The sequence below is a fragment of the Massilia sp. CFBP9012 genome (assembly GCF_034045115.1).
Taxonomy (GTDB): Bacteria; Pseudomonadota; Gammaproteobacteria; order Burkholderiales; family Burkholderiaceae_D; genus Telluria.
Window position 1 is genome coordinate 19,040 of record NZ_JAXCWM010000021.1, and the last position, 22,392, is coordinate 41,431.

General features: G+C 62.9%; 14 protein-coding genes. 9 read left to right on the plus strand and 5 right to left on the minus strand.

The genetic code is table 11. The annotated features are described in order from the left end of the window. Positions 1-56 precede the first annotated feature (56 nt). On the minus strand, positions 57-1,040 hold the full coding sequence (locus tag SOM61_RS25110; RefSeq protein WP_320476640.1) for an RluA family pseudouridine synthase: 984 nt from the start codon (positions 1,038-1,040) through the stop codon (positions 57-59). Between the two features lie 658 nt (positions 1,041-1,698). Here SOM61_RS25110 and SOM61_RS25115 point away from each other — a divergent pair. The 5 genes from SOM61_RS25115 to SOM61_RS25135 all read left to right on the plus strand — a co-directional run bounded on the left by SOM61_RS25115 (position 1,699) and on the right by SOM61_RS25135 (position 9,825). After that, positions 1,699-4,878 (plus strand): Rne/Rng family ribonuclease, encoded by a 3,180-nt coding sequence (locus tag SOM61_RS25115; RefSeq protein WP_320476608.1) that lies wholly within the window; start codon positions 1,699-1,701, stop codon positions 4,876-4,878. Positions 4,879-5,136: 258 nt separating this feature from the next. After that, positions 5,137-6,249 (plus strand): GTP 3',8-cyclase MoaA, encoded by a 1,113-nt coding sequence (moaA, locus tag SOM61_RS25120; protein ID WP_320476609.1) that lies wholly within the window; start codon positions 5,137-5,139, stop codon positions 6,247-6,249. Positions 6,250-6,260: 11 nt separating this feature from the next. Then, complete coding sequence (gene moeA, locus SOM61_RS25125) at positions 6,261-8,144, plus strand: molybdopterin molybdotransferase MoeA (RefSeq protein WP_320476610.1); 1,884 nt, start codon at positions 6,261-6,263, stop codon at positions 8,142-8,144. A 143-nt stretch (positions 8,145-8,287) separates the two neighbouring features. Next, complete coding sequence (locus tag SOM61_RS25130) at positions 8,288-8,527, plus strand: type II toxin-antitoxin system Y4mF family antitoxin (protein WP_320476611.1); 240 nt, start codon at positions 8,288-8,290, stop codon at positions 8,525-8,527. Positions 8,528-8,529: 2 nt separating this feature from the next. Next, entirely contained in the window at positions 8,530-9,825 is a 1,296-nt protein-coding gene (locus tag SOM61_RS25135) for a type II toxin-antitoxin system HipA family toxin (protein ID WP_320476612.1), read from the plus strand. Positions 9,826-9,846: 21 nt separating this feature from the next. On the opposite strand, the gene SOM61_RS25140 is transcribed toward SOM61_RS25135, so the two are convergent. From SOM61_RS25140 to SOM61_RS25155, 4 genes are all read right to left on the minus strand, one after another. Then, a complete protein-coding gene (locus tag SOM61_RS25140) occupies positions 9,847-11,175 on the minus strand; it encodes a DNA recombination protein RmuC (RefSeq protein WP_320476613.1) in 1,329 nt (442 codons plus the stop codon). A gap of 18 nt (positions 11,176-11,193) precedes the next feature. Next, positions 11,194-11,619 (minus strand): group II truncated hemoglobin, encoded by a 426-nt coding sequence (locus SOM61_RS25145; protein ID WP_320476641.1) that lies wholly within the window; start codon positions 11,617-11,619, stop codon positions 11,194-11,196. Positions 11,620-11,688: 69 nt separating this feature from the next. Next, positions 11,689-14,220 carry an ABC transporter permease gene (locus SOM61_RS25150; RefSeq protein WP_320476614.1) on the minus strand — a complete coding sequence of 844 codons (2,532 nt, stop codon included), beginning with the start codon at positions 14,218-14,220 and terminating at the stop codon, positions 11,689-11,691. A 22-nt stretch (positions 14,221-14,242) separates the two neighbouring features. Next, on the minus strand, positions 14,243-15,250 hold the full coding sequence (locus tag SOM61_RS25155) for an adenosine deaminase (protein WP_320476615.1): 1,008 nt from the start codon (positions 15,248-15,250) through the stop codon (positions 14,243-14,245). A gap of 615 nt (positions 15,251-15,865) precedes the next feature. On the opposite strand from SOM61_RS25155, the gene SOM61_RS25160 reads away from it, so the two are divergent. From SOM61_RS25160 to SOM61_RS25175, 4 genes are all read left to right on the plus strand, one after another. Continuing rightward, on the plus strand, positions 15,866-17,788 hold the full coding sequence (locus SOM61_RS25160) for a PrkA family serine protein kinase (protein WP_147936393.1): 1,923 nt from the start codon (positions 15,866-15,868) through the stop codon (positions 17,786-17,788). A 189-nt stretch (positions 17,789-17,977) separates the two neighbouring features. Continuing rightward, positions 17,978-19,249 (plus strand): YeaH/YhbH family protein, encoded by a 1,272-nt coding sequence (locus SOM61_RS25165; protein ID WP_123068874.1) that lies wholly within the window; start codon positions 17,978-17,980, stop codon positions 19,247-19,249. Between the two features lie 49 nt (positions 19,250-19,298). Continuing rightward, positions 19,299-20,825 (plus strand): SpoVR family protein, encoded by a 1,527-nt coding sequence (locus SOM61_RS25170; RefSeq protein WP_320476616.1) that lies wholly within the window; start codon positions 19,299-19,301, stop codon positions 20,823-20,825. 825 nt (positions 20,826-21,650) lie between these two features. Continuing rightward, positions 21,651-22,313 carry an energy transducer TonB gene (locus SOM61_RS25175; protein WP_123068891.1) on the plus strand — a complete coding sequence of 221 codons (663 nt, stop codon included), beginning with the start codon at positions 21,651-21,653 and terminating at the stop codon, positions 22,311-22,313. Positions 22,314-22,392 lie beyond the last annotated feature (79 nt).

The window sequence follows — 22,392 nt, forward strand, 5'->3', positions numbered from 1 at the left end:
TAGCGGCGGCCCAGGGCGCCTGTCTCCGTAGTTTTTTGATCGTGCGCAAACTTATATCACGCACTGTGTGCTCCCAAGCTTACCAAGAACCGCTCGCACTCTTCCGGCATCGGCGCGCGCAGGGTCATCCGCTCGCCGCTGTCCGGGTGCGTAAACGTGATCTGGTGCGCGTGCAGGAACATGCGCTTGAGCGCCCCGCGTCCCTGGCCCGCCTTGTGCAACTGTTTATTAAATGCAAAGTCGCCATACTTCTCGTCGCCCAGGATCGGGAAGCCGGAGGAGGCCAGGTGAACCCGGATCTGGTGCGTGCGGCCCGTCTTGAGCTCGGCTTCGAGCAAGGCGAAATCCTGCCATTTTTTCAATAGATTGAAAATGGTGTGCGCTTCCTGGCCGCCGGCCTGGACCACGACCCGCTTCTCGCCATCGGCCGTCGTGTATTTATGCAGCGGCAATTTGACGTGCTGGCGCTTGTTCTGCCAGTCGCCCTTCACGGCGGCAAAATAACGCTTGTCGGTCGTGCCGTCGCGCATCTGGTCGTGCAGATTGGTCAGCGCGCTGCGCTTCTTGCCGATCAGGAGCAGGCCCGAGGTTTCGCGGTCGAGCCGGTGCACCAGTTCCAGGAACTTGGCGTCCGGCCGCGCCGCACGCAATTGCTCGATCACGCCGTAGGACACGCCGGAGCCGCCATGCACGGCCACGCCGGCCGGCTTGTTAATGACGAGTAAATGCGTGTCTTCGAACACGATGGGGAATTCGGTTCCCGGCACGGTATCGTTATTGGCTTTTTCGGCGATGCGGATCGGCGGGATGCGCACGATATCGCCCTCGATCAGGCGGTACAGCTGGTCGATGCGGCCCTTGTTGACACGTACCTCACCCGAACGGAGGATGCGGTAAATATGACTCTTCGGTACACCTTTACAGACACGCAACAGGTAGTTATCAATACGCTGTCCGGCGTCTTCTTCGCCGATTGTCACGAACTGCGCCTGCAGAGCCTGTTGTGATGAAGGGGAAACAACATCGTTTTGGGTCGCCATTCGCTCTGTCTTCCCAGAAATTCTCTGTAAGTCCTTCATTTTGAATATATAATCGACAGGCGGCGGTCAAACCTCTGCTGGTGTAAGAATTAAAACGATATTTTACACAGGGGCGCGCTCCATCGGCCCTGCTCATTGCAAATTCGATGGAAAGAAATGTGTACGCACATCCTTGCGCCGATCAGGGTTGCACCTGCAGTTGTAATCGGGTTGCGCGCAAGGATGCAGGATTGGATTGTCAGGATTCTTAAGGATAAGTACCGGCAAGCAGATCTTGCTTGCCGGGTGATGGTGTCGATAACGCTTGTCGTTTTTCGCCGGGCTCGATGCAGAACCATCCTCATGACTTGAGCAAGGCTGTCTTTTCGCCTCCAGGTCCTGGACGGTTGCTGGCATCGATCCGGCAGGCTGTTAGCACGCCCCCTTCGCTCGCTGCTGTGCCAACCCCAACGTGGTGGCAATCGGCCGGCTGAGGTTGCGGCGTGCGTAGACAATGACGTTCGGCCCCACAGCGCCGGTTGCGGCAGCGGTTTTTCTCGCTGTATCGCACGCTACGGGCATTCCCCCTCCTGAGCTCCCTTCCCCGCATACATCCCTGTAGCTGCGCCGCCCGCGAGGGCGGCCATCACACGGCCCACGGGTCGCGGAGTTTATAAAAATGAAACGCATGTTGTTTAACGCTACGCAGCAAGAAGAGCTGCGCGTAGCGATCGTCGACGGTCAAAAACTGATCGACATTGATATCGAGACTGCCGGTCGCGAACAGCGCAAGTCCAATATCTACAAGGGTGTCATCACCCGCATCGAACCCTCCCTCGAAGCCTGCTTCGTCTCCTACGGCGAAGACCGCCACGGATTCCTCCCCTTCAAAGAAGTCGCCCGCACGTATTTCCGCGAGGGCGTCGACGTTCGCAACTGCACCATCAAGGAAGCGTTGCGCGAAGGCCAGGAAATCATGGTCCAGGTCGAGAAAGAAGAACGCGGTAACAAGGGCGCCGCCCTGACTTCGTTCATCTCGCTGGCCGGCCGCTATCTGGTCTTGATGCCGAACAACCCGCGCGGTGGCGGCGTGTCGCGCCGCGTCGAAGGCGAAGAGCGCCAGGAACTGCGCGAGACCATGGACAAGCTCGACCTGCCGCAAGGCATGTCGGTGATCGCCCGCACGGCCGGCATCGGCCGCAACGTCGAAGAGCTGCAGTGGGACTTGAACTACCTGATGCAGCTGTGGCGCGCGATCGAAGGCGCCGGCAAGTCGGCCGCCGGCGCTTTCCTGATCTATCAGGAATCGTCGCTGGTCATCCGCGCCATCCGCGATTACTTCCAGCCAGACATCGGTGAAGTCCTGATCGACACCGACGAGATCTACGAACAGGCCCAGCAGTTCATGAGCCACGTGATGCCCGACATGGCGCATCGCGTAAAACGCTACAGCGACGACGTGCCGCTGTTCTCGCGTTTCCAGATCGAACACCAGATCGAGACCGCCTACGCGCGCACCGTGCCGCTGCCATCGGGCGGCGCGATCGTGATCGACCACACCGAAGCCCTGGTCTCCATCGACGTCAACTCGGCGCGCGCCACCCGCGGCTCGGACATCGAAACCACCGCCTTCAACACCAACTGCGAAGCGGCCGACGAAGTCGCCCGCCAGCTGCGCCTGCGCGACCTGGGCGGCCTGATCGTGATCGACTTCATCGACATGGAAGTGGCCAAGAACCAGCGCGAAGTCGAGCAGCGTCTCAAGGACGCCCTGCACCACGACCGCGCCCGCGTCCAGATGGGCAAGATCTCGCGGTTTGGCTTAATGGAGCTTTCGCGCCAGCGCCTGCGTCCTTCGCTGTCGGAAGGCTCGCACGTGACCTGCCCGCGCTGCTCGGGCACCGGCCACATCCGTGATACCGAATCGTCGGCCCTGCAAGTCCTGCGTATCATCCAGGAAGAGGCCATGAAAGAGAATTCGGCCGCGATCCACGTGCAAGTGCCGGTCGACGTCGCCGCCTTCCTGCTCAACGAAAAGCGCGGCGAAGTGCTCAAGATCGAGAACCGCCACCGCATCACCGTGATCCTGATCCCGAACAAGCATCTGGACACCCCGCACTACAAGCTCGAGCGCATCAAGCACGACGATCCGCGCCTGGAAGACGCGCACGCCAGCTATGCAATGGCCGAGACCGCCGACACCGACATGGCCTACGCCAAGCGCCAGAAAGAAGAAGCCAAGCCGCGCCAGGAAGCCGTGGTCAAGACCATCACCCCGGCCCAGCCGGCTCCGGTGGTCGACCGCAGCGAAGCGGCCAAGCCGGCGAAAGCCGCCGCCGCTCCGGCCGCCGCTCCTGCTCCTGCGCCAGCCGAGAAGAGTTTCTTTGGCCGCCTGCGCGACTTCTTCTTCGGCAAACCTGAAGAACCGGCTCCGGCGCCAGCCGTGGCCGAGAAGCCGGCCGCGCCTGCGCCAGCCGAGCGCGGCGAGCGCAACAACCGCAGCAAGGGTGGCCGCAACGGCGGCCGCAATGGCGAACGCGGCGCCAAGCCGGGCCGTGAGCGCGAAGAGCGCGACGCGGTTGCCACCACCGTCGCCAAGGGCGCGCCGGGCGAGGAAGTTACCAAGGGCGCACCGGGCGAAGAGACCCGCGAAGGCCGCCAGCCACGTCAGCCACGCGAGCGCAAGCCACGCGAGCCGCGTGAGCCGCGCGAGCTGGTCGAAGGCGCACCGCGTGTCGAAAGCACCGAGCGTCCTGAGCGCAAGGAGCGCCAGCCACGCCAGCCGCGCGAGCGTACCGAGCGTACCGAACGCACCACCCAGGCCATCGAAGCCAAGCTCGATGAAGTGAGCGTGAGCCAGGTCGTCTCCACCGAGGTCGTCGCGGTGAGCACGACCGGTCCGGAAGGCAGCCAGGAAATCGTGCAGCAGGTCGTGAAGTCGGTGACGACGATCGGCCCGGATGGCGAAGAACTCGACGGCGAAGGCGACGGCGACGAGCCACGCCGCCGCCGCCGCCGTGGTGGCCGCAACCGTAATCGCCGCGACCGTGACCAGGTCGAGGGCAGCGAGGCGCTGGAAGGTTCGGACGAAGCGCCGGCATTCACCCCGGTAGCCGATGAAGAAGCGGCCAAGGTTGCCGCTGCCGCCAAGGCCGCGAAGGCCAAGCCGGCGCGCGCTACTGCCCAGGATGCATGGCCGTTCCCGACCGCGGCGTCGGTGGCGGCTGAGAAAGCGGAGGCCGAGAAGGCTGCCGCGCCAGCGCCAGCGCCAGCGCCTGCTGCTCCGGTCGCACCGGCGCCAGTCGCTGCCGAGCAGAATATGTTCCCGACTGCAGCTTCGGTTGCTGCTCAGCAGAATATGTTCCCGACGGCGGCGTCGGTGGCTGCGGCACGTGCCTCGACCGAAGAGGCAGCAGCGCCGGCACCTGCCCCGGCTCAGGTCGAACAGGCGCCAGTGGCGCAGGCGGCTCCTGCTCCTGCTCCCGTGGTTGAAACCGCGCCAGTGGCTGCACCGGTCGCCGCATCGGCGGTCGAGACGGCTCCGGCCGCCGCACCAGCCATCACCGTCGCTCCGACGCCAGTTGCCGCCCCGGCAGCCAGCGCACCGGCGCCAGGCGCAGCCCTGACCGCGGCGCCTGCGGCACCGGTGGAAGCACCGGCACCTGCAGCCGAAGCACCGGCCAAGCTGGACGAGGTGCTGGCCCAGGCCGGCCTGCAACTGGCAGCGACCGACCCTGAAAAACTGCGCGCCGCCCAGGAAGCCGCAGTGGCAGCCCCGGTTCGCCTGGGCCGTGCCCGCAAGGCAGTGGTCGCGCCGGTCGACGAGCCGCTGGTGCAGGTCGATACGACGCGCCAGTAATCCGCTAGTCAGCTACACCCGCCGTCGTCGCCGCCACTGGCGACACCGACTTCCCGCGCAGGCGGGAACCTAAGTTTGCAAGCGTTGCGATAACGCTCACAGTACTTGGGTTCCCGCCTTCGCGGGAACGACGTTTTGAGGGCGGCACTTTTTTGCCTTAGCCAACAATCATCATGCTTTACATGAACTGCTTTAAGTCACGGCGTTCATTCCCAACTGGTACGGGCAGCTTCATCAGCACCGTGCTATCGTACTGAAATGGCTGAAAAAATCATTCTGATCAATGACCTGCGCTCGTCCGCGCTGCAGGTCCCGGCCGTGCCTGAGGCCCCGACCGGCCTGTTGAGCGATGCGCTCGGCCGGCCCCTGCACGACCTGCGCATCTCGGTCACCGACCGCTGCAACTTCCGCTGCGTGTACTGCATGCCAAAGGAAGTGTTCGACAAGGATTACCAGTACTTGCCGCACGGCGACCTGCTGTCGTTCGAGGAAATCACGCGCGTGGCGCGGCTGTTCATCGCGCATGGCGTCGAGAAGCTGCGCCTGACCGGTGGCGAGCCGCTGTTGCGCAAGAACCTCGAGCGCCTGGTCGCGATGCTGCGCGCGCTGCCGACACCCAGCGGCCGTCCGCTCGACCTCACGCTCACCACCAATGGCTCGATCCTGGCGCGCAAGGCCCAGGCCCTGAAAGACGCCGGCCTGGACCGCGTCACGGTCTCGCTCGACGCGATGGACGACACGGTGTTCCGCAGCATGAACGACGTCGACTTCGCCGTCGCCGACGTACTGAACGGCATCGATGCCGCCCACGCAGCCGGCCTGGGGCCGGTCAAGGTCAATATGGTGGTCAAGGGCGGCACCAACGACGACCAGATCCTGCCCATGGCGCGCCACTTCAAGGGCTCGCCGACCATCCTGCGCTTCATCGAATTCATGGACGTCGGCGCCTCGAACGGCTGGAATATGCGCGACGTCGTACCGTCGCACGAAGTGGTGCGGCGCATCTCGGCCGAGCTGCCTCTGGCACCGGTCGCGGCCAACTACAGCGGCGAGACCGCCTCGCGCTGGCGCTACACGGATGGCAGCGGCGAGATCGGCGTTATCTCGAGCGTCACCCAGGCCTTCTGCGGCGACTGTTCGCGCCTGCGCCTCTCGACCGAGGGCAAGCTCTACACCTGCCTGTTCGCCACCCGCGGCCACGACCTGCGCGCGCTGCTGCGCGCCGATCGCAGCGACCTCGAACTGTCGGGCGCCATCGCCCAGCTGTGGCGCGGACGGGCCGACCGCTATTCCGAGACACGTACGGCCCAGACCGGCATCGGACAGCGCGACGGGGCGCGCAAGGTTGAAATGTCCTATATAGGTGGATAATGGAACAAGGGATGATCAGCGGACTGGTATTGGCGGGCGGTCGCGGCTCGCGCATGGGCAATGTCGACAAGGGCTTGCAGCCCTTCCGCTCGAGCACCATGGTCGAGCACGTCCTGGCGCGCCTGCGGCCACAGGTCGGGCCGGTGGCGATCAGCGCCAACCGCAATCTCGACACCTATCGCGGGTTCGACGCGATGGTGTTGCCGGATGAGATAGCCGACGGAGTGGAACCCTACCCGGGGCCGCTCGCCGGTCTCGAAGCCGGCCTGCGCCATTGCGCCACGCCTTATCTGCTGGCCGTCCCCTGCGACTCGCCCTTCCTGCCGGCCGATCTGGCATCCCGCCTGTTCGCCGCGCTGAAAGAAGCCGATGCCGACGTCGCCTACGCCGCAACGCAGGAAGCCGGCAAGCGCGCGCAGCCGCATCCCGTGTTCTGCCTGGTGCGCGTGGACCGGCTGCCGCAGCTATCGGCCTACCTGGCCGAAGGCGGCCGCCGCGTCGACGGCTGGCACCGCGACCTGAAGACGGTCGAAGTGGTCTTCGACGACGCCGACGCCTTCCGCAACATCAATACCCTGGACGAGCTGCGCGGGCTGGACGACGCTTCTCCGCCCTTCCCCGCCAGCCTGGCCCAGGTAGCGAGCTGCATCAACGGCTACGATCCGGACGCCCTGCGCGTGCAGGATGCCCAGCGCATCATCCGCGACTTCGTGCAGCCCGTACGCGCGGTCGAGATGGTCGCGCTGCGCACTGCGCTCGGCCGCGTGCTGGCGCGCGACCTGGTCTCACCGATCAACGTGCCGGCGCACGACAACTCGGCCATGGACGGCTACGCGCTGCGCGGCCGCGACCTGCCGGCCCAAGGAACGGTCACGCTGAGGGTGGTCGGCATCGCCTACGCCGGCAAGCCGCTCGACATCAAGCCAGGGCCTGGCGAATGCGTGCGCATCATGACCGGCGGCGTGATGCCGGCCGGTTGCGACAGCGTGCTGCCGCAGGAATTTGCCGAGCGCGCGACCGACGATGTCGTCACCGTGCGCGCCGGCGCCATCCGTCCAGGGGACAACCGCCGCCTTGCGGGCGAAGACCTGCAGGCCGGCAGCCCGGCCCTGAAGGCCGGCCGCGTCATTCGTCCGGCCGACCTGGGCCTGTGCGCCTCGCTCGGCTTCGCCGAGATTCCCGTGCAGCGCCGCCTGCGGGTTGCCTTCTTCTCGACCGGCGATGAATTGCGCTCGATCGGCGAAACGCTCGACGAGGGCTGCGTGTATGACAGCAACCGCTACACGATCTACGGCATGCTGGTCCGCCTGGGCTGCGACATCATCGACATGGGCGTGGTGCGCGACAGGCCCGAGGCCCTGGAAGAAGCGCTGCGCACCGCCTGCGAGAACGCCGACGCCATCATCACCTCGGGCGGCGTCTCGGTCGGCGCGGCCGACTACACGAAGCAAGTGATGGCCCAACTGGGCGACGTGACGTTCTGGAAGATCGGCATGCGTCCGGGCCGGCCGCTGGCCTTCGGCCGGGTATCGTCCAACGGCCGCAGCGCCTTCCTGTTCGGGCTGCCGGGCAATCCGGTGGCGGTGATGGTGTCGTTCTACTTCTTCGCGCGCGAGGCACTGCTGCGCATGATGGGGGCCGAGGCGCCGCTGCCACTGCTGCGCGCACGCTCGACCGAGGCGATCCGCAAGAAGCCGGGGCGCACCGAGTACCAGCGCGGCATCGTGGCACGCGGGGCTGATGGGGAGCCGGAGGTGCGCATCACCGGATCGCAGGGTTCGGGCATCCTGCGCTCGATGTCGGAGGCCAATTGCATGGTGGTGCTGCATGATGGGCGAGGCAATGTCGCGGCGGGGGAGATGGTGGATATTCTGCCGTTCGAAGGTCTGTTCTAAATCAGCAAGAAAATCTTACCGATCGGTATTTCCTGGACGGTTTTTGCTCAACATCATAGCAATCCTTACCGATCGGTGATTTTCGCCCAATTTTTCAGGCATAATTACTTCAAATCTTACCGATCGGGTTGAAAGGAAAAGGTATGGAGACGCCTCCCAATACCGCTGATGAAGTCTCCATTACGTCGGTACGCGAACTTGGGAAACTGATCCGGCAAACACGCAAGGCCCAGAAAATGACGCAAGAAGACGTGTCGGGCCTGGCGGGACTTGGTAACAGGTTCATCATCGACCTCGAACACGGCAAGGAAACGGTCCAGGCACAGAAGGTGATCGACGTCCTCAACTTGCTGGGCCTCGAACTCATCATCCGGAAGCGCTAACCGTGGCCAAGTCAGCACTGCCCTCAACGCTCTCCGTATTCGGCCCGGACGGACAGATAGGTACCCTGTACCCGGGCGACCCACTCAGCTTCGCTTACTGCCAGGCATGGCTGGAACATCCCCACGCCTCACCGCTCCACGCGGGCATCCCATTGCAGGCGGAATGTCGCCAGTCCCGCTATATCACTGCTTTTTTTGAAAACCTGCTTCCGGAAGGTGACCAACGCAAGCTCATCACCGTGCGCGAACACGTCTCGAGCGTGTATGGGCTGCTTGCACTAGTCGGGGGGGAAAGTGCAGGCTCGGTCGTCTTGCTACCCGAAGGCGAGCAAGCACAGGAGCCGGTCTACCAGACACTGACCTGGCAGCAGGTCAACGCCCTCGTACATAACGACGGCAAGCAGGTAAAAGAACTGGCGGCTATCGAACGCGAAGCGCGCGGGCTGCCCAAGCCGCGCATGTCGATATCGGGAGCACAGCACAAGCTGCTGCTCTACATCGCAGCCGACGGAACACCGCGCCGCCCCATGGGCAGCTCGCCCTCGACGCACATCCTCAAGCCGGATATCGTCAGGACCGATATCCGTGTGTTCGCATCGGCTGCGAACGAGACCATCATGATGACGCTGGCGCACAGGTGCGGCTTGCCCGTTGCCGCTGTGTCCTACGAACCCGTGACGCGGTCCTGCCTCGTCGCCCGATACGATCGGATGCCTCTCGAGAATGGCCAGTTGCGCCGAATCTGGCAAGCCGATTTTTGCCAGTTGCTCGGCGTCCCATCGACGATCAAGTACGAACATGATGGCGGCCCCGGTTTCAAGGATTGTTTCGACCTGCTGGGAGAATCGGTCCATCCAGCGCCTGATCGCCGCAACCTCCTGCGCTGGCTTTTCTTCAATCTCTACACCGGAAACAACGATTCGCACGCGAAAAACCTGTCGATGATCGCCAGTGGAAAAGGCATGCGGCTCGCGCCGTTCTATGACCTGATGGCGACGCGGGTGTACAGCGGCCTCGGTTCCGACTTCGCTTTCAAGATTGGCGGGGAGAGCAATCCCGGCAAACTGGGGACCGATCATGTGCTGGCGCTGGCCGACCAGCTTGGGATAAAACCGTCCTATCTTCGCAAGCTCGCGGACGACACGGCAACCGACATCCTGGCCGGCCTCCCCCTCGCAACCGCAGACGTGCTTCCCCTGCTGGCGCCTGGCGAACGCGTGATGGCGCAGCGCATCGCGGACAAGGTGGGATCGCTCACCAAAAAGCTACGCACCAACATGCTCGGCGCCTCCCATTGAGAACGCCAGACCAACCGAACGTCAGTCGTCCCGCTCAAGGCCATCCGGCCCCAGCATCAACTGCGCCGCCTCGCTCGGCAACGCCTCGACCGACTTGAGCTTGCGCGCCATCTGACGGCTGCGCACCTCGGCGTTTTCGATGTTCTTGGCGGCCTTCTCCAGGGTCAGCTTGGTGGTGGCCAGCACGTCGCCGAATTTGGTGAACTCGGTCTTGACCGCGCCCAGCACCTGCCACACCTCGGAAGAACGCTTCTCGAGCGCCAGCGTGCGAAAGCCCATCTGCAAGCTGTTCAACAGCGCGGCCAGGGTCGATGGCCCCGCGATCGTCACCCGCAAGGTGCGCTGCAGGTCGTCGGCCAGGCCGGGACGGCGCATCACCTCGGCGTACAGGCCCTCGGTGGGCAGGAACAGGATGGCGAAGTCGGTCGTCTGTGGCGGCGACACGTATTTGTCGCAAATGGTGCGCGCTTCGCCCCGCACCGCCCGTTCCAGCTCGGCGCCGGCGCGCGTCACGCCATCGGCATCGGCGACGTCGGCTGCCGCCAGCAGGCGTTCGTACTGCTCCTTGGGGAACTTGGCGTCGATCGGCAGCCATACCGGCTTGCCGCCATCGCCCGCGCCGGGCAGCTTGATCGCGAACTCGACCCGCGCGTTCGAACCGGCCACCGTCTCGACGTTCTTGGCGTACTGTTCGACAGTGAGCACCTGCTCCAGCAGCATTTCCAATTGCACCTCGCCCCAGGTGCCGCGGCTCTTGACGTTGGTGAGCACGCGCTTCAGGTCGCCCACGCCGATCGCCAGCTGCTGCATCTCGCCCAGGCCCTGGTGTACTTTTTCCAGCCGCTCCGACACCTGGCGGAACGATTCACTCAAGCGCGTCTCCAGCGTGGCATGCAGTTTTTCGTCGACTGTCTGGCGCATCTCTTCGAGGCGTTTGGCGTTATCGTTTTGCAGGTCGCGGATCTTTGTTTCCAGCGTGGTGCGCACCTCGAGCATGCGCTGGGCGTTCGATTCGGTGAGATTGCCCAGTGTCTGCTGCAGGGTGTCGGCGAAGCGCTTCAGTGCGCGCGCCTGCTCCTCGCGCCCGCTGCTCGAATGCAGCTGCATCTGCTGGCGCATGCTGTCCAGTTGCTGGACGGTGGCATTGTGATATTGCGCCAGATGAGAGGACAGTTCCTGGCGCGTCGACTGGGCGCTCGACTGCAGCTCCTGGCGCAGTTCGCGCTCAAGGCGTTCGACGTGGTTGCCGTCGCCATTGCCGCGCATGCGCAGTAGCAGCATCAGCACGGCGACCAGCAGGCCGGCCACGACGACGAGGCCGACCAGGATGAGGATTTCGGCAACGGTCATATGATCAATCGGCGCATTTCAGTCAGGTTTATTGCGCATCCAGTCCGCGGTCTGGAAGAAGGAATTCATCATGCGCACGCGCAGCGCGTCGTCGTAGCCCAGGTCTTCCATGGCCCAGGCCATGCAGCGCAGCCACTGGTCGCGTTCCGCGCTGCCGATCGCGAACGGCAGGTGGCGCGCGCGCAGGCGCGGGTGGCCGTAGCGTTCGATGTACAGGTCGGGGCCGCCCATCCAGCCGGACAGGAACATGAAGGTCTTCTCCCGCGAGCTGTCGTTGGGCACCGGATGCATGGCGTGGATGCCGGCGAAATCGGGCTCGAGCTGCATCAGGTCATAGAAGCGGTCGACCAGCGCCCGCAAGCGCTCGCCGCCGCCCATCATCTCGTACAGGGTCTGGGGTTCGGCCTGCACGTCGGTCTGTGTTTCGGTATTGTGTTCGGACATCCCGCCATGATAGCGCACGGCCACGGACCGTGTCCGCGGCCGTGCCGTCGTCGCACTTGCTCTTCGCGATTACGCTTCGCGTAAGGTCTGCAACGGCGGCTGCCGCAGCACCCCGCGCAGACCCAGCCAGCCGCCCACGATCGCGCACAGCGCGCCGACGAACAGGCCCGCGATCCATACGCCCGGCTCGAACACCCACGGGAACTTGAACTGGTAGGTGGCCAAAGCCCAGCCCAGCGCCGCCGCGCCGCTCGCCGCCAGCAGGCCGGCCAGGCCGCCCACCAGCACGAACTCGATGCGCTGAGACTGCGCCAGTTGCTGGCGCGTGGCGCCCAGCGCGCGCAGCAGGCCGGCCTCGCGCGTGCGCTCGGACTGCGATCCCATCAGCGCCGCATACAGCACCAGCACGCCGGAAGCGAGCGTGAACAGGAACAGGAACTCGACCGCCGTCACCACCTGGTCCAGCACGTCCTGCAGCTGACGGATGATGCCCGAGACGTCGATCACCGTCAGGTTGGGATGGTTGCGGGTCAGCGCATTGCCCAGGTTCGCGCCCTCGGGCGGCACGTGGAAGGCCGTCATATAAGTGGTCGGCGCGTCCATCATCGCCGCCGGATTGATGATGACGAAGAAGTTGGCGCGCATCGAGCCCCATTCGAGCTTGCGCACGCTGGTGATCTTCGCCTCGACCGGCAGGCCCGCCATGTCGAAGCGCATGCTGTCGCCGAGCTTCAGGCCCAGGCGCTCCATGATGCTCTGCTCGACCGAGGCCTCGGCCACGCCGGGTGCATCCTTGAACCACTCGCCCTGCACCACCTCGTTCGCCTGCGGCAGCACATCCGTGGTCGACAGGTTGAATTCGCGGTTGGCCAGGCGCCGCGCCTCGCCATCCGCAAAGGTGTCGCGCGTGATCGCGTCGCCGTTGATGGCCGTCAGGCGGCCGCGGATCATCGGGTACAGCACCGGTTCCTTGACGCCGGCCGCAATCAGCTGGCCTTCGACGCCCTGCTTTTGCTCGGGCAGGATGTTGATCACGAAGCGGTTCGGCGCATCGGCCGGCGTGGCCAGCTGCCAGGCCGACATCAGGTCGCCGCGCACCACGGTCAGCAAGAGCAGCGCCATCAGGCCCAGCGCCAGCGACACCACCTGCACCACGGTGGCGCCGGGCCGGCGCTGCAGCGAGTTGACGGCGAAGCGCCAGGCCTGGTGCTGGAACGCGCCGCGCATCCGGCGCAGCCCTTGCAGGCCAAGCCAGGCCACCAGGGCGAAGAAGGCGAAGCCGCCCAGGAAGCCGCCGGCGGTGATCAGGGCCAGGGTCGGGTCGCCCGCCTGCCACAGGAGCAGCAGGAAGAACACGCCGATGCCCAGGCCATAGGTCGCCAGCGCGGCCGGTTGCGGCGCGCCCTGCTCGCGCCGGATCACCCGGTTGTGCGGCACGTTGCGCAACTGGAGAATCGGCGGCAGCGCGAAGCCGACCAGCAGCAGCATGCCGGTGGCCACGCCCTGCAGCGCGGGCAGCATCGACACCGGCGGCAAGTCGGTGTTGATCAGCGAGGCGATCATCTCGAGCAGCACGAAGTGGGCGCCGAAGCCGACCAGCACCCCGATCGCGCTGCCAAGCAGGCCGATGAAGCCGAATTCGAGCAGGTACAGCACGGTGACCTGGTTCTGGGTCAGGCCCAGGCAGCGCAGCATGGCGCAGGCGTCCAGGTGGCGGCCCATGAAGCGGCGCGCCGCCATCGCCACCGCGACCGCCGCCAGCATCGCCGACAGCAAGCCCACCAGCGACAGGAACAGGCCGGCGCGATCGAGCGTCGCGCGCATCTCGGGGCGGCCGTTTTCCAGCGTCTCGATGCGCACGCCCTTGATATTGTTATCGCGGATCTGGGCGCGTATCCACTGTTCGTAGTCGCGCACCGCGGCCATGTCGTTCGCGTCTTTCGATGCGACCATCAGGCGGAAACTCACGCGCGCGAAGTCGTCGACCAGGCCGGTGGCCTGCAGGTCTTCCAGCGCCAGCATCACGCGCGGCGCGAAGTTGGCGAACGAGGCGCCCTTATCGGGTTCGGTGGCGATCAGCTGGGCGATGCGGAACTGGCTGTTGCCCAGGGTGAGCGTGGCGCCGACCTCGGTGCGCAGCTGCGGCAAGAGGCCAGGATCGACCCAGACCGTGCCGCGCGCCGGCACCTCGCGCGTGGGCGTGCCCTGCGCGCCGCCAGCGGCGACGGGATCGGTCGTGATGCTGACCTGGCCGCGCAGCGGATAGCCTTGCGATACCGCCTTGATCGACGACAGCTGGGCCAGCGAGTCGTCGCCCTCGCCAGCTTGCGCCATGCTCGGGAAGGTGACGGTGTCGGCCAGCAGCAGGCCCCGTTTCAGGGCTTCGTCGCGCCATTCCTGGCGCACCGGGTCGTCGGTATTGACCAGCAGGTCGGCGCCGAGCAGCTGGTGGGCGTCGCGGTCCATGCCGGCCCGCATGCGGTCGATGAAGAAGCCGACCGAACTCAACGCCGCGACCGCGACGATCAGCGCCACCAGCAGGAAGCGCAGCTCACCGGCGCGCCAGTCGCGCGCCGTCATGCGAAGAGCCTGGACGAACATGGATCCGCTCCGTTCTGAAAGGTCAGGCGTTGGCGAAGAAGTCGTCGACTTCGGCGAGGAAGGCGCGCTTGCGCTCCGGGTCGACGAAGGCGGCCTGGAAGCTGTTCTTCGCCAGCTGGCGCGCATGGCGTTCATCCAGCGGCAGCGCGTCGAAGGCGGCGAAGTAGTTCTCGTTGACGTAGCCGCCGAAATAGGCCGGATCGTCCGAGTTGACGGTCACCGCCAGGTTCGCGTCGAGCAGCGTGCGCAGATTGTGCGAGCCCATTACGTCGAACACGCGCAGCTTGATGTTCGACAGCGGGCACACGGTGAGGGCCATCTGCTCGCGCGCCAGGCGCTCGACCAGGGCCGGGCTTTCCAGGCTGCGCACGCCGTGGTCGATGCGTTCGACCTTGAGCACGTCGAGCGCGCTTTCGATATAGGCCGGCGGGCCCTCCTCGCCCGCATGCGCGACCAGGCGCAGGCCGAGCGCACGGGCGCGCTCGAACACGCGCGCGAATTTCTCGGGCGGGTGGCCGACCTCGGACGAATCGAGGCCGACGCCAATGAACTTGTCGCGGAACGGCAGCGATTCTTCGAGCGTGGCGAGCGCCTCGTCTTCGGACAGGTGGCGCAGGAAGCACATGATCAGGCTGGCACTGAGCGGCGCGTCCTGGCAGGCGCGCCAGATGCCGTTGATGGCGGTCTCGAACGGCACGCCGCGCGCGGTATGGGTTTGCGGATCGAAGAAGATCTCGGCGTGGCGGACATTGTCGGCATGGGCGCGCGCCAGATAGGCTGCAGTCATGTCGTAGAAGTCTTGTTCCTTCATCAGCACGCTGGCGCCGGCATAATAAATGTCGAGGAAGGATTGGAGATCGGTGAAAGCGTAGGCCTCACGCAACGCTTCGACCGAGCTGTAAGCGAGGTCGACGCCGTTTCTTTGCGCAAGCTCAAAAATCAGTTCCGGTTCGAGCGAGCCCTCGATGTGGATGTGCAGTTCTGCCTTGGGCATGTTTCGCAGCAGCTTGCGTAGGCGTTCGTCGAGCATGGTTTTCTCCAACAGGTACATCAGACAATATTCAATAGTGCGGGTCATTCAGACCCGACCGGCAAGTGTAACGCATGCGCGCTTTCTGCCTGCGCCAAGGCGAAAATGGCTGCGCTCGGCTCTATGACATGCACGATTCGCGTGCGCCGCGTGTTGAGCAGTTCGTGCACTATCGGCGCACAACGGAAGAAAATAGGGATGCCGCCGGCACGCCGATCTTTCGTTCAAACCGGCCTCGACGCCGTGTTCCGGTCCCACCTTCGCTGGGCCGCCGCGACGCCTGCAAAAACCGACTTTCGATAGGTGAATCAAGCACTTGGCATCGCTTCAACAGCTTGCACGACACTGCTTTGACTTCGGAAACTAATAGGCACATAATAAATTTCATAAACGCAAAAAAAGCGTTCTCCACCACGCGAGGATTCGGCGCACCGCCTTGGCGAACCGCCGAATCGACTACAAGCAATCGCACGTGAATTCCACAAACGGCGCCGGCCATCCCGGCGCGGCACGTGACGACCGAACAGGGAGTACGCAAAGTTACCGGGGCCCCGGGCAGCTTCGACAGTAGCTGCTGTGACAGTGATTCGTTGTTGGCACATTAAAGGAACTTCAATGAGCATCTTTGAAAACTACGCGGCCCGCTATGAGCGTACTCGGGAAGAAGAATACTCCCTGACGGAATATCTCCAACTGTGCAAGAAAGACCCGCTGACCTATGCCAGCGCGCCTGAGCGCATGCTGGCCGCCATCGGCGAACCCACCCTGGTCGATACCCGCCTCGATCCACGCCTGTCGCGCATCTTCGCCAACAAGGTGATCAAGATCTATCCGGCCTTCCGCGAGTTCTACGGCATGGAAGAAGTGATCGAGCAGGTGGTGTCTTATTTCCGCCATGCGGCGCAAGGGCTCGAAGAGCGCAAGCAGATCCTGTATTTACTCGGCCCGGTTGGCGGCGGCAAATCGTCGATCGCCGAAAAACTGAAAAGCCTGATGGAACTCGTGCCCTTTTATGCGATCAAGGGCTCGCCGGTAAATGAATCGCCGCTCGGCCTGTTCAGCGAAGAAGAAGACGGCACCATCCTCGAAGAAGATTACGGCATTCCGCGCCGCTACCTGCGCGCCATTCCAAGTCCGTGGGCCGTCAAGCGCCTGCACGAATTTGGCGGCGACATCGAAAAATTCCGCGTCGTCAGACGCTATCCATCGATCCTGAAACAGATCGCGATTTCCAAGACCGAACCGGGCGACGAAAACAACCAGGACATCTCTTCGCTGGTCGGCAAGGTCGATATCCGCAAGCTCGAGGATTTCCCGCAAGACGATCCGGACGCCTACAGCTATTCCGGCGGCCTGTGCCTGGCGAACCAGGGCCTGATGGAATTCGTCGAGATGTTCAAGGCGCCGATCAAGGTGCTGCACCCGCTGCTGACCGCTACGCAGGAGAGCAACTACAAGGGCACCGAAGGCTTCGGCGCGATTCCTTTCGACGGCATCGTGCTGGCGCACTCGAACGAATCCGAGTGGAAGACCTTCCGCAACAACCGCAACAACGAGGCGTTCCTCGACCGTATCTATATCGTGAAGGTGCCGTATTGCCTGCGCGTGTCCGATGAAATCCAGATCTACGACAAGCTGCTGCGTAATTCCTCGCTCGACAAGGCGCCGTGTGCGCCCGGCACCCTGCGCATGATGTCGCAGTTCGCCGTGCTGTCGCGCCTGAAGGATCCCGAGAATTCGAGCATCTTCTCCAAGATGCTGGTCTACGATGGCGACAACCTGAAGGACACCGATCCCAAGGCCAAGTCGCTGCACGAATACGTCGACTATGCCGGCGTGGACGAAGGCATGAACGGCCTGTCGACCCGCTTCGCCTTCAAGATCCTGTCCAAGGTCTTCAACTTCGACAATACCGAGGTCGCGGCCAATCCGGTGCACCTGCTGTACGTGCTCGAACAGCAGATCGAGCGCGAGCAGTTCCCGCCAGAGACCGAGCAGCGCTATCTCTCCTATATCAAGGAGCACCTGGCGCAGCGCTACGTCGATTTCATCGGCAAGGAGATCCAGACCGCCTACCTGGAAAGCTATTCCGAGTATGGCCAGAACATCTTCGACCGCTACGTGACCTTTGCCGACTTCTGGATCCAGGACCAGGAGTTCCGCGATCCGGATACCGGCGAAAGCTTCGACCGCGAATCGCTCAATTCCGAGCTGGAAAAGATCGAAAAGCCGGCCGGGATTTCGAATCCGAAGGATTTCCGCAACGAGATCGTCAACTTCAGCCTCAGGGCGCGCGCCACCAATGCCGGCAAGAATCCGGCCTGGACCAGCTACGAGAAGTTCCGCAGCGTGATCGAGAAGAAGATGTTCTCGAATACCGAGGAACTTTTGCCGGTAATTTCCTTCAATGCAAAAGCGAGTGCCGAGGATGCGAACAAGCATGCCGACTTCGTCGCCCGCATGGTAGAGAAAGGCTATACACCAAAGCAGGTGCGCCTGTTGTGCGAATGGTATCTGCGCGTGCGGAAATCCTCGTAAGAGGTCAGCTTCCGTGTTGCCGGTTCGCCGCAGGCCGCCGCCGGCAAGACGCGACGCTGCGCGTGCGCCGCACGCTCGTTCGCGCAGCGTATTAAGATAAGGGTGCCGTCGCATGCGACGGCGCCAAAGCGCCAGCGACAAGCGCCACATGTCGCCAGTTCCGCGCTTATTAAAAGCAGGAGGCCTGTTTTGACTTACCTCATCGACCGTCGCTTGCAGGGCAAGAACAAGTCAGCGGTCAACCGCGAACGTTTCCTGCGCCGCTACAAGGCGCAGATCAAGGATGCTGTCGGCCGCGCCATCAAGGGCCGCTCGATCACCGACATCGAGAACGGTGAAAAAGTCACCATTCCCGTCAAGGACGTGAACGAACCGCATTTCGGCCACGCCCATGGCGGCGTGTATGAAACCGTCAACCCCGGCAATACCGAATATCAAAAAGGCGACCAGTTCAACCGCCCCCGCGGCGGCGGTGGCGGCGCCGGGCGCGGCCGCGCCGGCAATAGCGACCAGACCGTCGAAGACGATTTCATCTTCGAGCTGTCGCGCGAAGAATTCATGAATTACTTCTTCGAGGATCTCGAGCTGCCGAACATGGTCAAGACGCAGCTGTCCCAGACCATCGAATACAAGAACCAGCGCGCCGGCTACAACGTGTCCGGCACGCCCTCGAACATCCACGTGCTGCGCTCGCTGCGCGGCGCCCTGGGCCGCCGCATCGCCGTCGGTGGCCCTGCCCGGCGCCAGCTGGCCGAGGCGGAAGAAGCGCTGCAGGCCTTGCTCGACGAAGGCGCGCCGTCCGACGACGAACAGGTGGTCGCACTGAAGGACCGCATTCACCACCTGCACATCCGCCTGAATGCCATTCCCTTCATCGATCCGTTCGACCTGCGTTACTCGAACCGGATCAAGGTCCCCAAACCCAGCACCCAGGCCGTGATGTTCTGCATCATGGACGTATCGGGCTCGATGGACGAGACGCGCAAGGATACGGCCAAGCGTTTCTTCATCCTGCTGTATCTTTTCCTCAAGCGGGTCTACGAGAAGATCGACGTCGTCTTCATCCGCCACCACACGGCGGCGGCCGAGGTCGACGAGAACGAGTTCTTCCATTCGCGCGAGTCGGGCGGCACCGTCGTCTCCTCGGCCCTGCACCTGCTGCAGAAGGTGATCACCGAGCGCTACGGCAGCGCCGACTGGAACGCCTATGTGGCGCAGGCCTCGGACGGCGACAACTGGGATAACGACTCGGTGCTGTGCAAGCAGATTCTTACCAGCGCGATCATGCCGCGCGTGCAGTATTACACCTATGTCGAGATCACCGATGGCCCGCCGCAGAACCTGTGGGAACAATACTGCGACGTCGCCGCCCAGCACCGCAATTTTGCGATGCAAAAGATCGTGACCCCGGCCGATATCTATCCGGTATTCCGGGAACTGTTCAAGAAGCAGGCCAAATAGCCTGCGGAACGCGTTAGAGCAATACCTGTAGCTAATAGCGAGGCGCCCCATGCCAAGAGATCCAAGCAATCCGCGCGCCCTGCCCGAACAGTCGGAGTGGACCTTCGACCTGATCGAGCAGGCACACGAAGAAATCAAGCGGGTGGCCAAGCGCTACGGCCTGGACACCTACCCGAACCAGCTCGAAGTCATTACCGCAGAGCAAATGATGGATGCCTACACCTCGGTAGGCATGCCGGTGTCTTATAACCACTGGTCGTTCGGCAAGCACTTCCTCAGCACCGAGAAGAGCTACCGCCGCGGCCAGATGGGCCTGGCCTACGAGATCGTCATCAACTCGAATCCCTGCATCGCCTATCTGATGGAAGAAAACAGCCTGACGATGCAGGCGCTGGTGATCGCCCACGCCGCCTACGGCCACAATTCTTTCTTTAAGGGAAATTACCTGTTCCGCAGCTGGACCGATGCCGACGCCATCGTCGACTATATGGTGTTTGCCAAGAACTATATCGCCGAATGCGAGCAGCGCTACGGCATCGATGCGGTCGAAGAGTTGCTCGATTCCTGCCATGCGCTGCAGAACTACGGCGTCGACCGCTATAAGCGGCCGGCCAAGCTGTCGGTGGCGCAAGAGGCGGCGCGCACCAAGGAACGCGAGGAATACGCCCAGTCGCAGGTCAATTCGATCTGGCGCACCCTGCCCCAGCGCGAAGAACAGGCGGCAGCGGACGCGCCGACCCACCGCTTCCCGCCCGAGCCCGAGGAAAACCTGCTGTATTTCATCGAGAAATACGCGCCGCTGCTGGAACCCTGGCAGCGTGAACTGGTGCGGATCACGCGCAAGATTTCTCAGTATTTTTATCCGCAACGCCAGACCCAGGTGATGAACGAGGGCTGGGCCACCTTCTGGCACTACACGATCCTGCAAGACCTCTATAAAGAGGGGATCGTCGGCGACGGCTTCATGCTCGAGTTCCTGCAAAGCCATACGAATGTGGTCTACCAGCCGCCGGCCAACAGTCCGTATTACAGCGGGATCAATCCCTATGCCCTCGGTTTCGCGATGATGACCGATATCCGGCGCATCTGCGAAAACCCGACTGATGAAGACAGAACCTGGTTCCCCGACATCGCCGGCAGCGACTGGCTCAAGACGCTCGACTTCGCGATGCGCAACTTCAAGGACGAGAGCTTCATCGCCCAGTACCTGTCGCCCAAGCTGATCCGCGACTTCCATTTCTTCGCCGTGCTGGACGACGACCGCAGCGACAAGCTGACCATCTCGGCCATTCACGACGAGGCAGGCTACCGCTACGTGCGCCACAAGCTCGCCGAGCAGTACAACCTGGGCAGCCGCGAGCCGAACATCCAGGTCTGGCAAGTCAATACACGCGACGACCGCGCCCTCACCTTGCGCCACACGCAATACAACCGCCGCCCGCTCAACGGACAGGCGCAAGAGGTGCTCAAGCACGTGGCCCGGCTGTGGGGCTTCGACGTGCGGCTGGAGACGGCCGATCCGGCCGGGCATGTAGTCAGCTTCCTGGAGTGCCGGCGCGAGAAGCGCGGGCGCTGAGCGGCGCCGCGCTTACCTCGACCCCACTGCGGCTCTTGGGCGGTGACGATGTCGCCGCAAGTGGCGACGTTCGTCGCCCGCCACTCCCCCCTTCCGATCAGCGTTGATGCCGCCAATGCGAGGCACAAGCACCTTGCCTTGCCTATGCATGTTCAATTACGCTCGTCTGGTATCGCCAATATACAGATTTCATGGTATGTTCCCGACATCACATGTTAGCGCTGTCACAACCAAGACATGGCAATTTGTCGGTGAATGACCTAGCACTGACTAAGTAATATAGTTTGCCTCACAGGGTGTGGGAGCGCGCAGCTTTCATTCCTGTCAAGTCGAAGTCACGGAATGACGTACTGTTGAGGCAGCTCAAACGCAATAACGGGTATCGCTTTTATCTATACTGTATGTACACCCGAGGCAGCTTCCAGGACAATGCAGGGAAGTCGGGGACTGATGAGAATAGGCAATTGTTTGCAGAAAGGCCATTGCGGAGTCATATGAAATTCGCCAACTTTCCGATTTAGCGTCAGAAATTTGGTGAATATGGCATCTGCACTGATCTTCCACGCGATGAGGAGAATCGATACATAAAACTACACATTTTCCGGCCTTCCGGACCCCTCAAAACGACCTCGCAAGGCTTGTATAGATGAGCTTGTTTGCCTGCATTTACAGGTAGTTAGCGCACCTTTCAGTGCTGTAAAAATGTATGTGCAAAAAAGAATTCGTAGGTATAATTCTTCGATGTCCCGGATGCGGCTCTAGGCTTTTGTCGTGTTTAGTGGGTTTGGTAGCAACAAAAAAGAGTTGGTATTGGAGAAATATGGCATGAATTTTTCGAATGAGAAGCAACCCGGGAAGAATCTCACAGGATTCATCGTTGTCCTCATCTTCCACATTCTCGTGGGATGGGCACTCGTGGCTGGCCTGGGTACCCGGATTGTCACCACGGTGACCGAAGCTGTGGAAACCAAGCTGATTGAAGAGACCGCGCCGCCACCGCCGCCGGAAACTCCGCCGCCGCCGCCGCCGCCAGAAATGAAAGCGCCGCCGCCGCCGTTCATCCCGCCGGTCGAAGTGCAGGTGCAGCAACCGCCGCCACCGCAAAACACGATCGCTACCGCGACCAACACGCCGCCGCCAACCACCCAGCTGGCTCCGCCGGCACCGCCAGCACCTCCGGCTCCGCCGGCACCGCCGGCACGTGGTCCTAGCCGCACCGAGGCAGTCGCTGACTTTAATACTTGCGCACGTCCGGAATATCCGCGTTCGTCGCAGCGCAATGAAGAAACCGGTACCACGACCCTGCAGTTCCTGATCGGTGTCGATGGTCGGGTGATCGAAGCCAAGCTGGCGAAGTCGAGTGGCTTCCGTGACTTGGACCGGGCCGCGCAATCGGCTCTGAGCAAATGCCGATTCAAGCCCGCCATGATTGATGGCAAGCCGGAACAGGCGTGGACAGCGGTGCAGTACGTCTGGACGCTGGAATAAAACCGAGGCAAAACACCGTCTCAAATTTTGATTGTCGTTGTCATTAGTTCAGCGAACTGTCTATTTAATATCTTTGGAG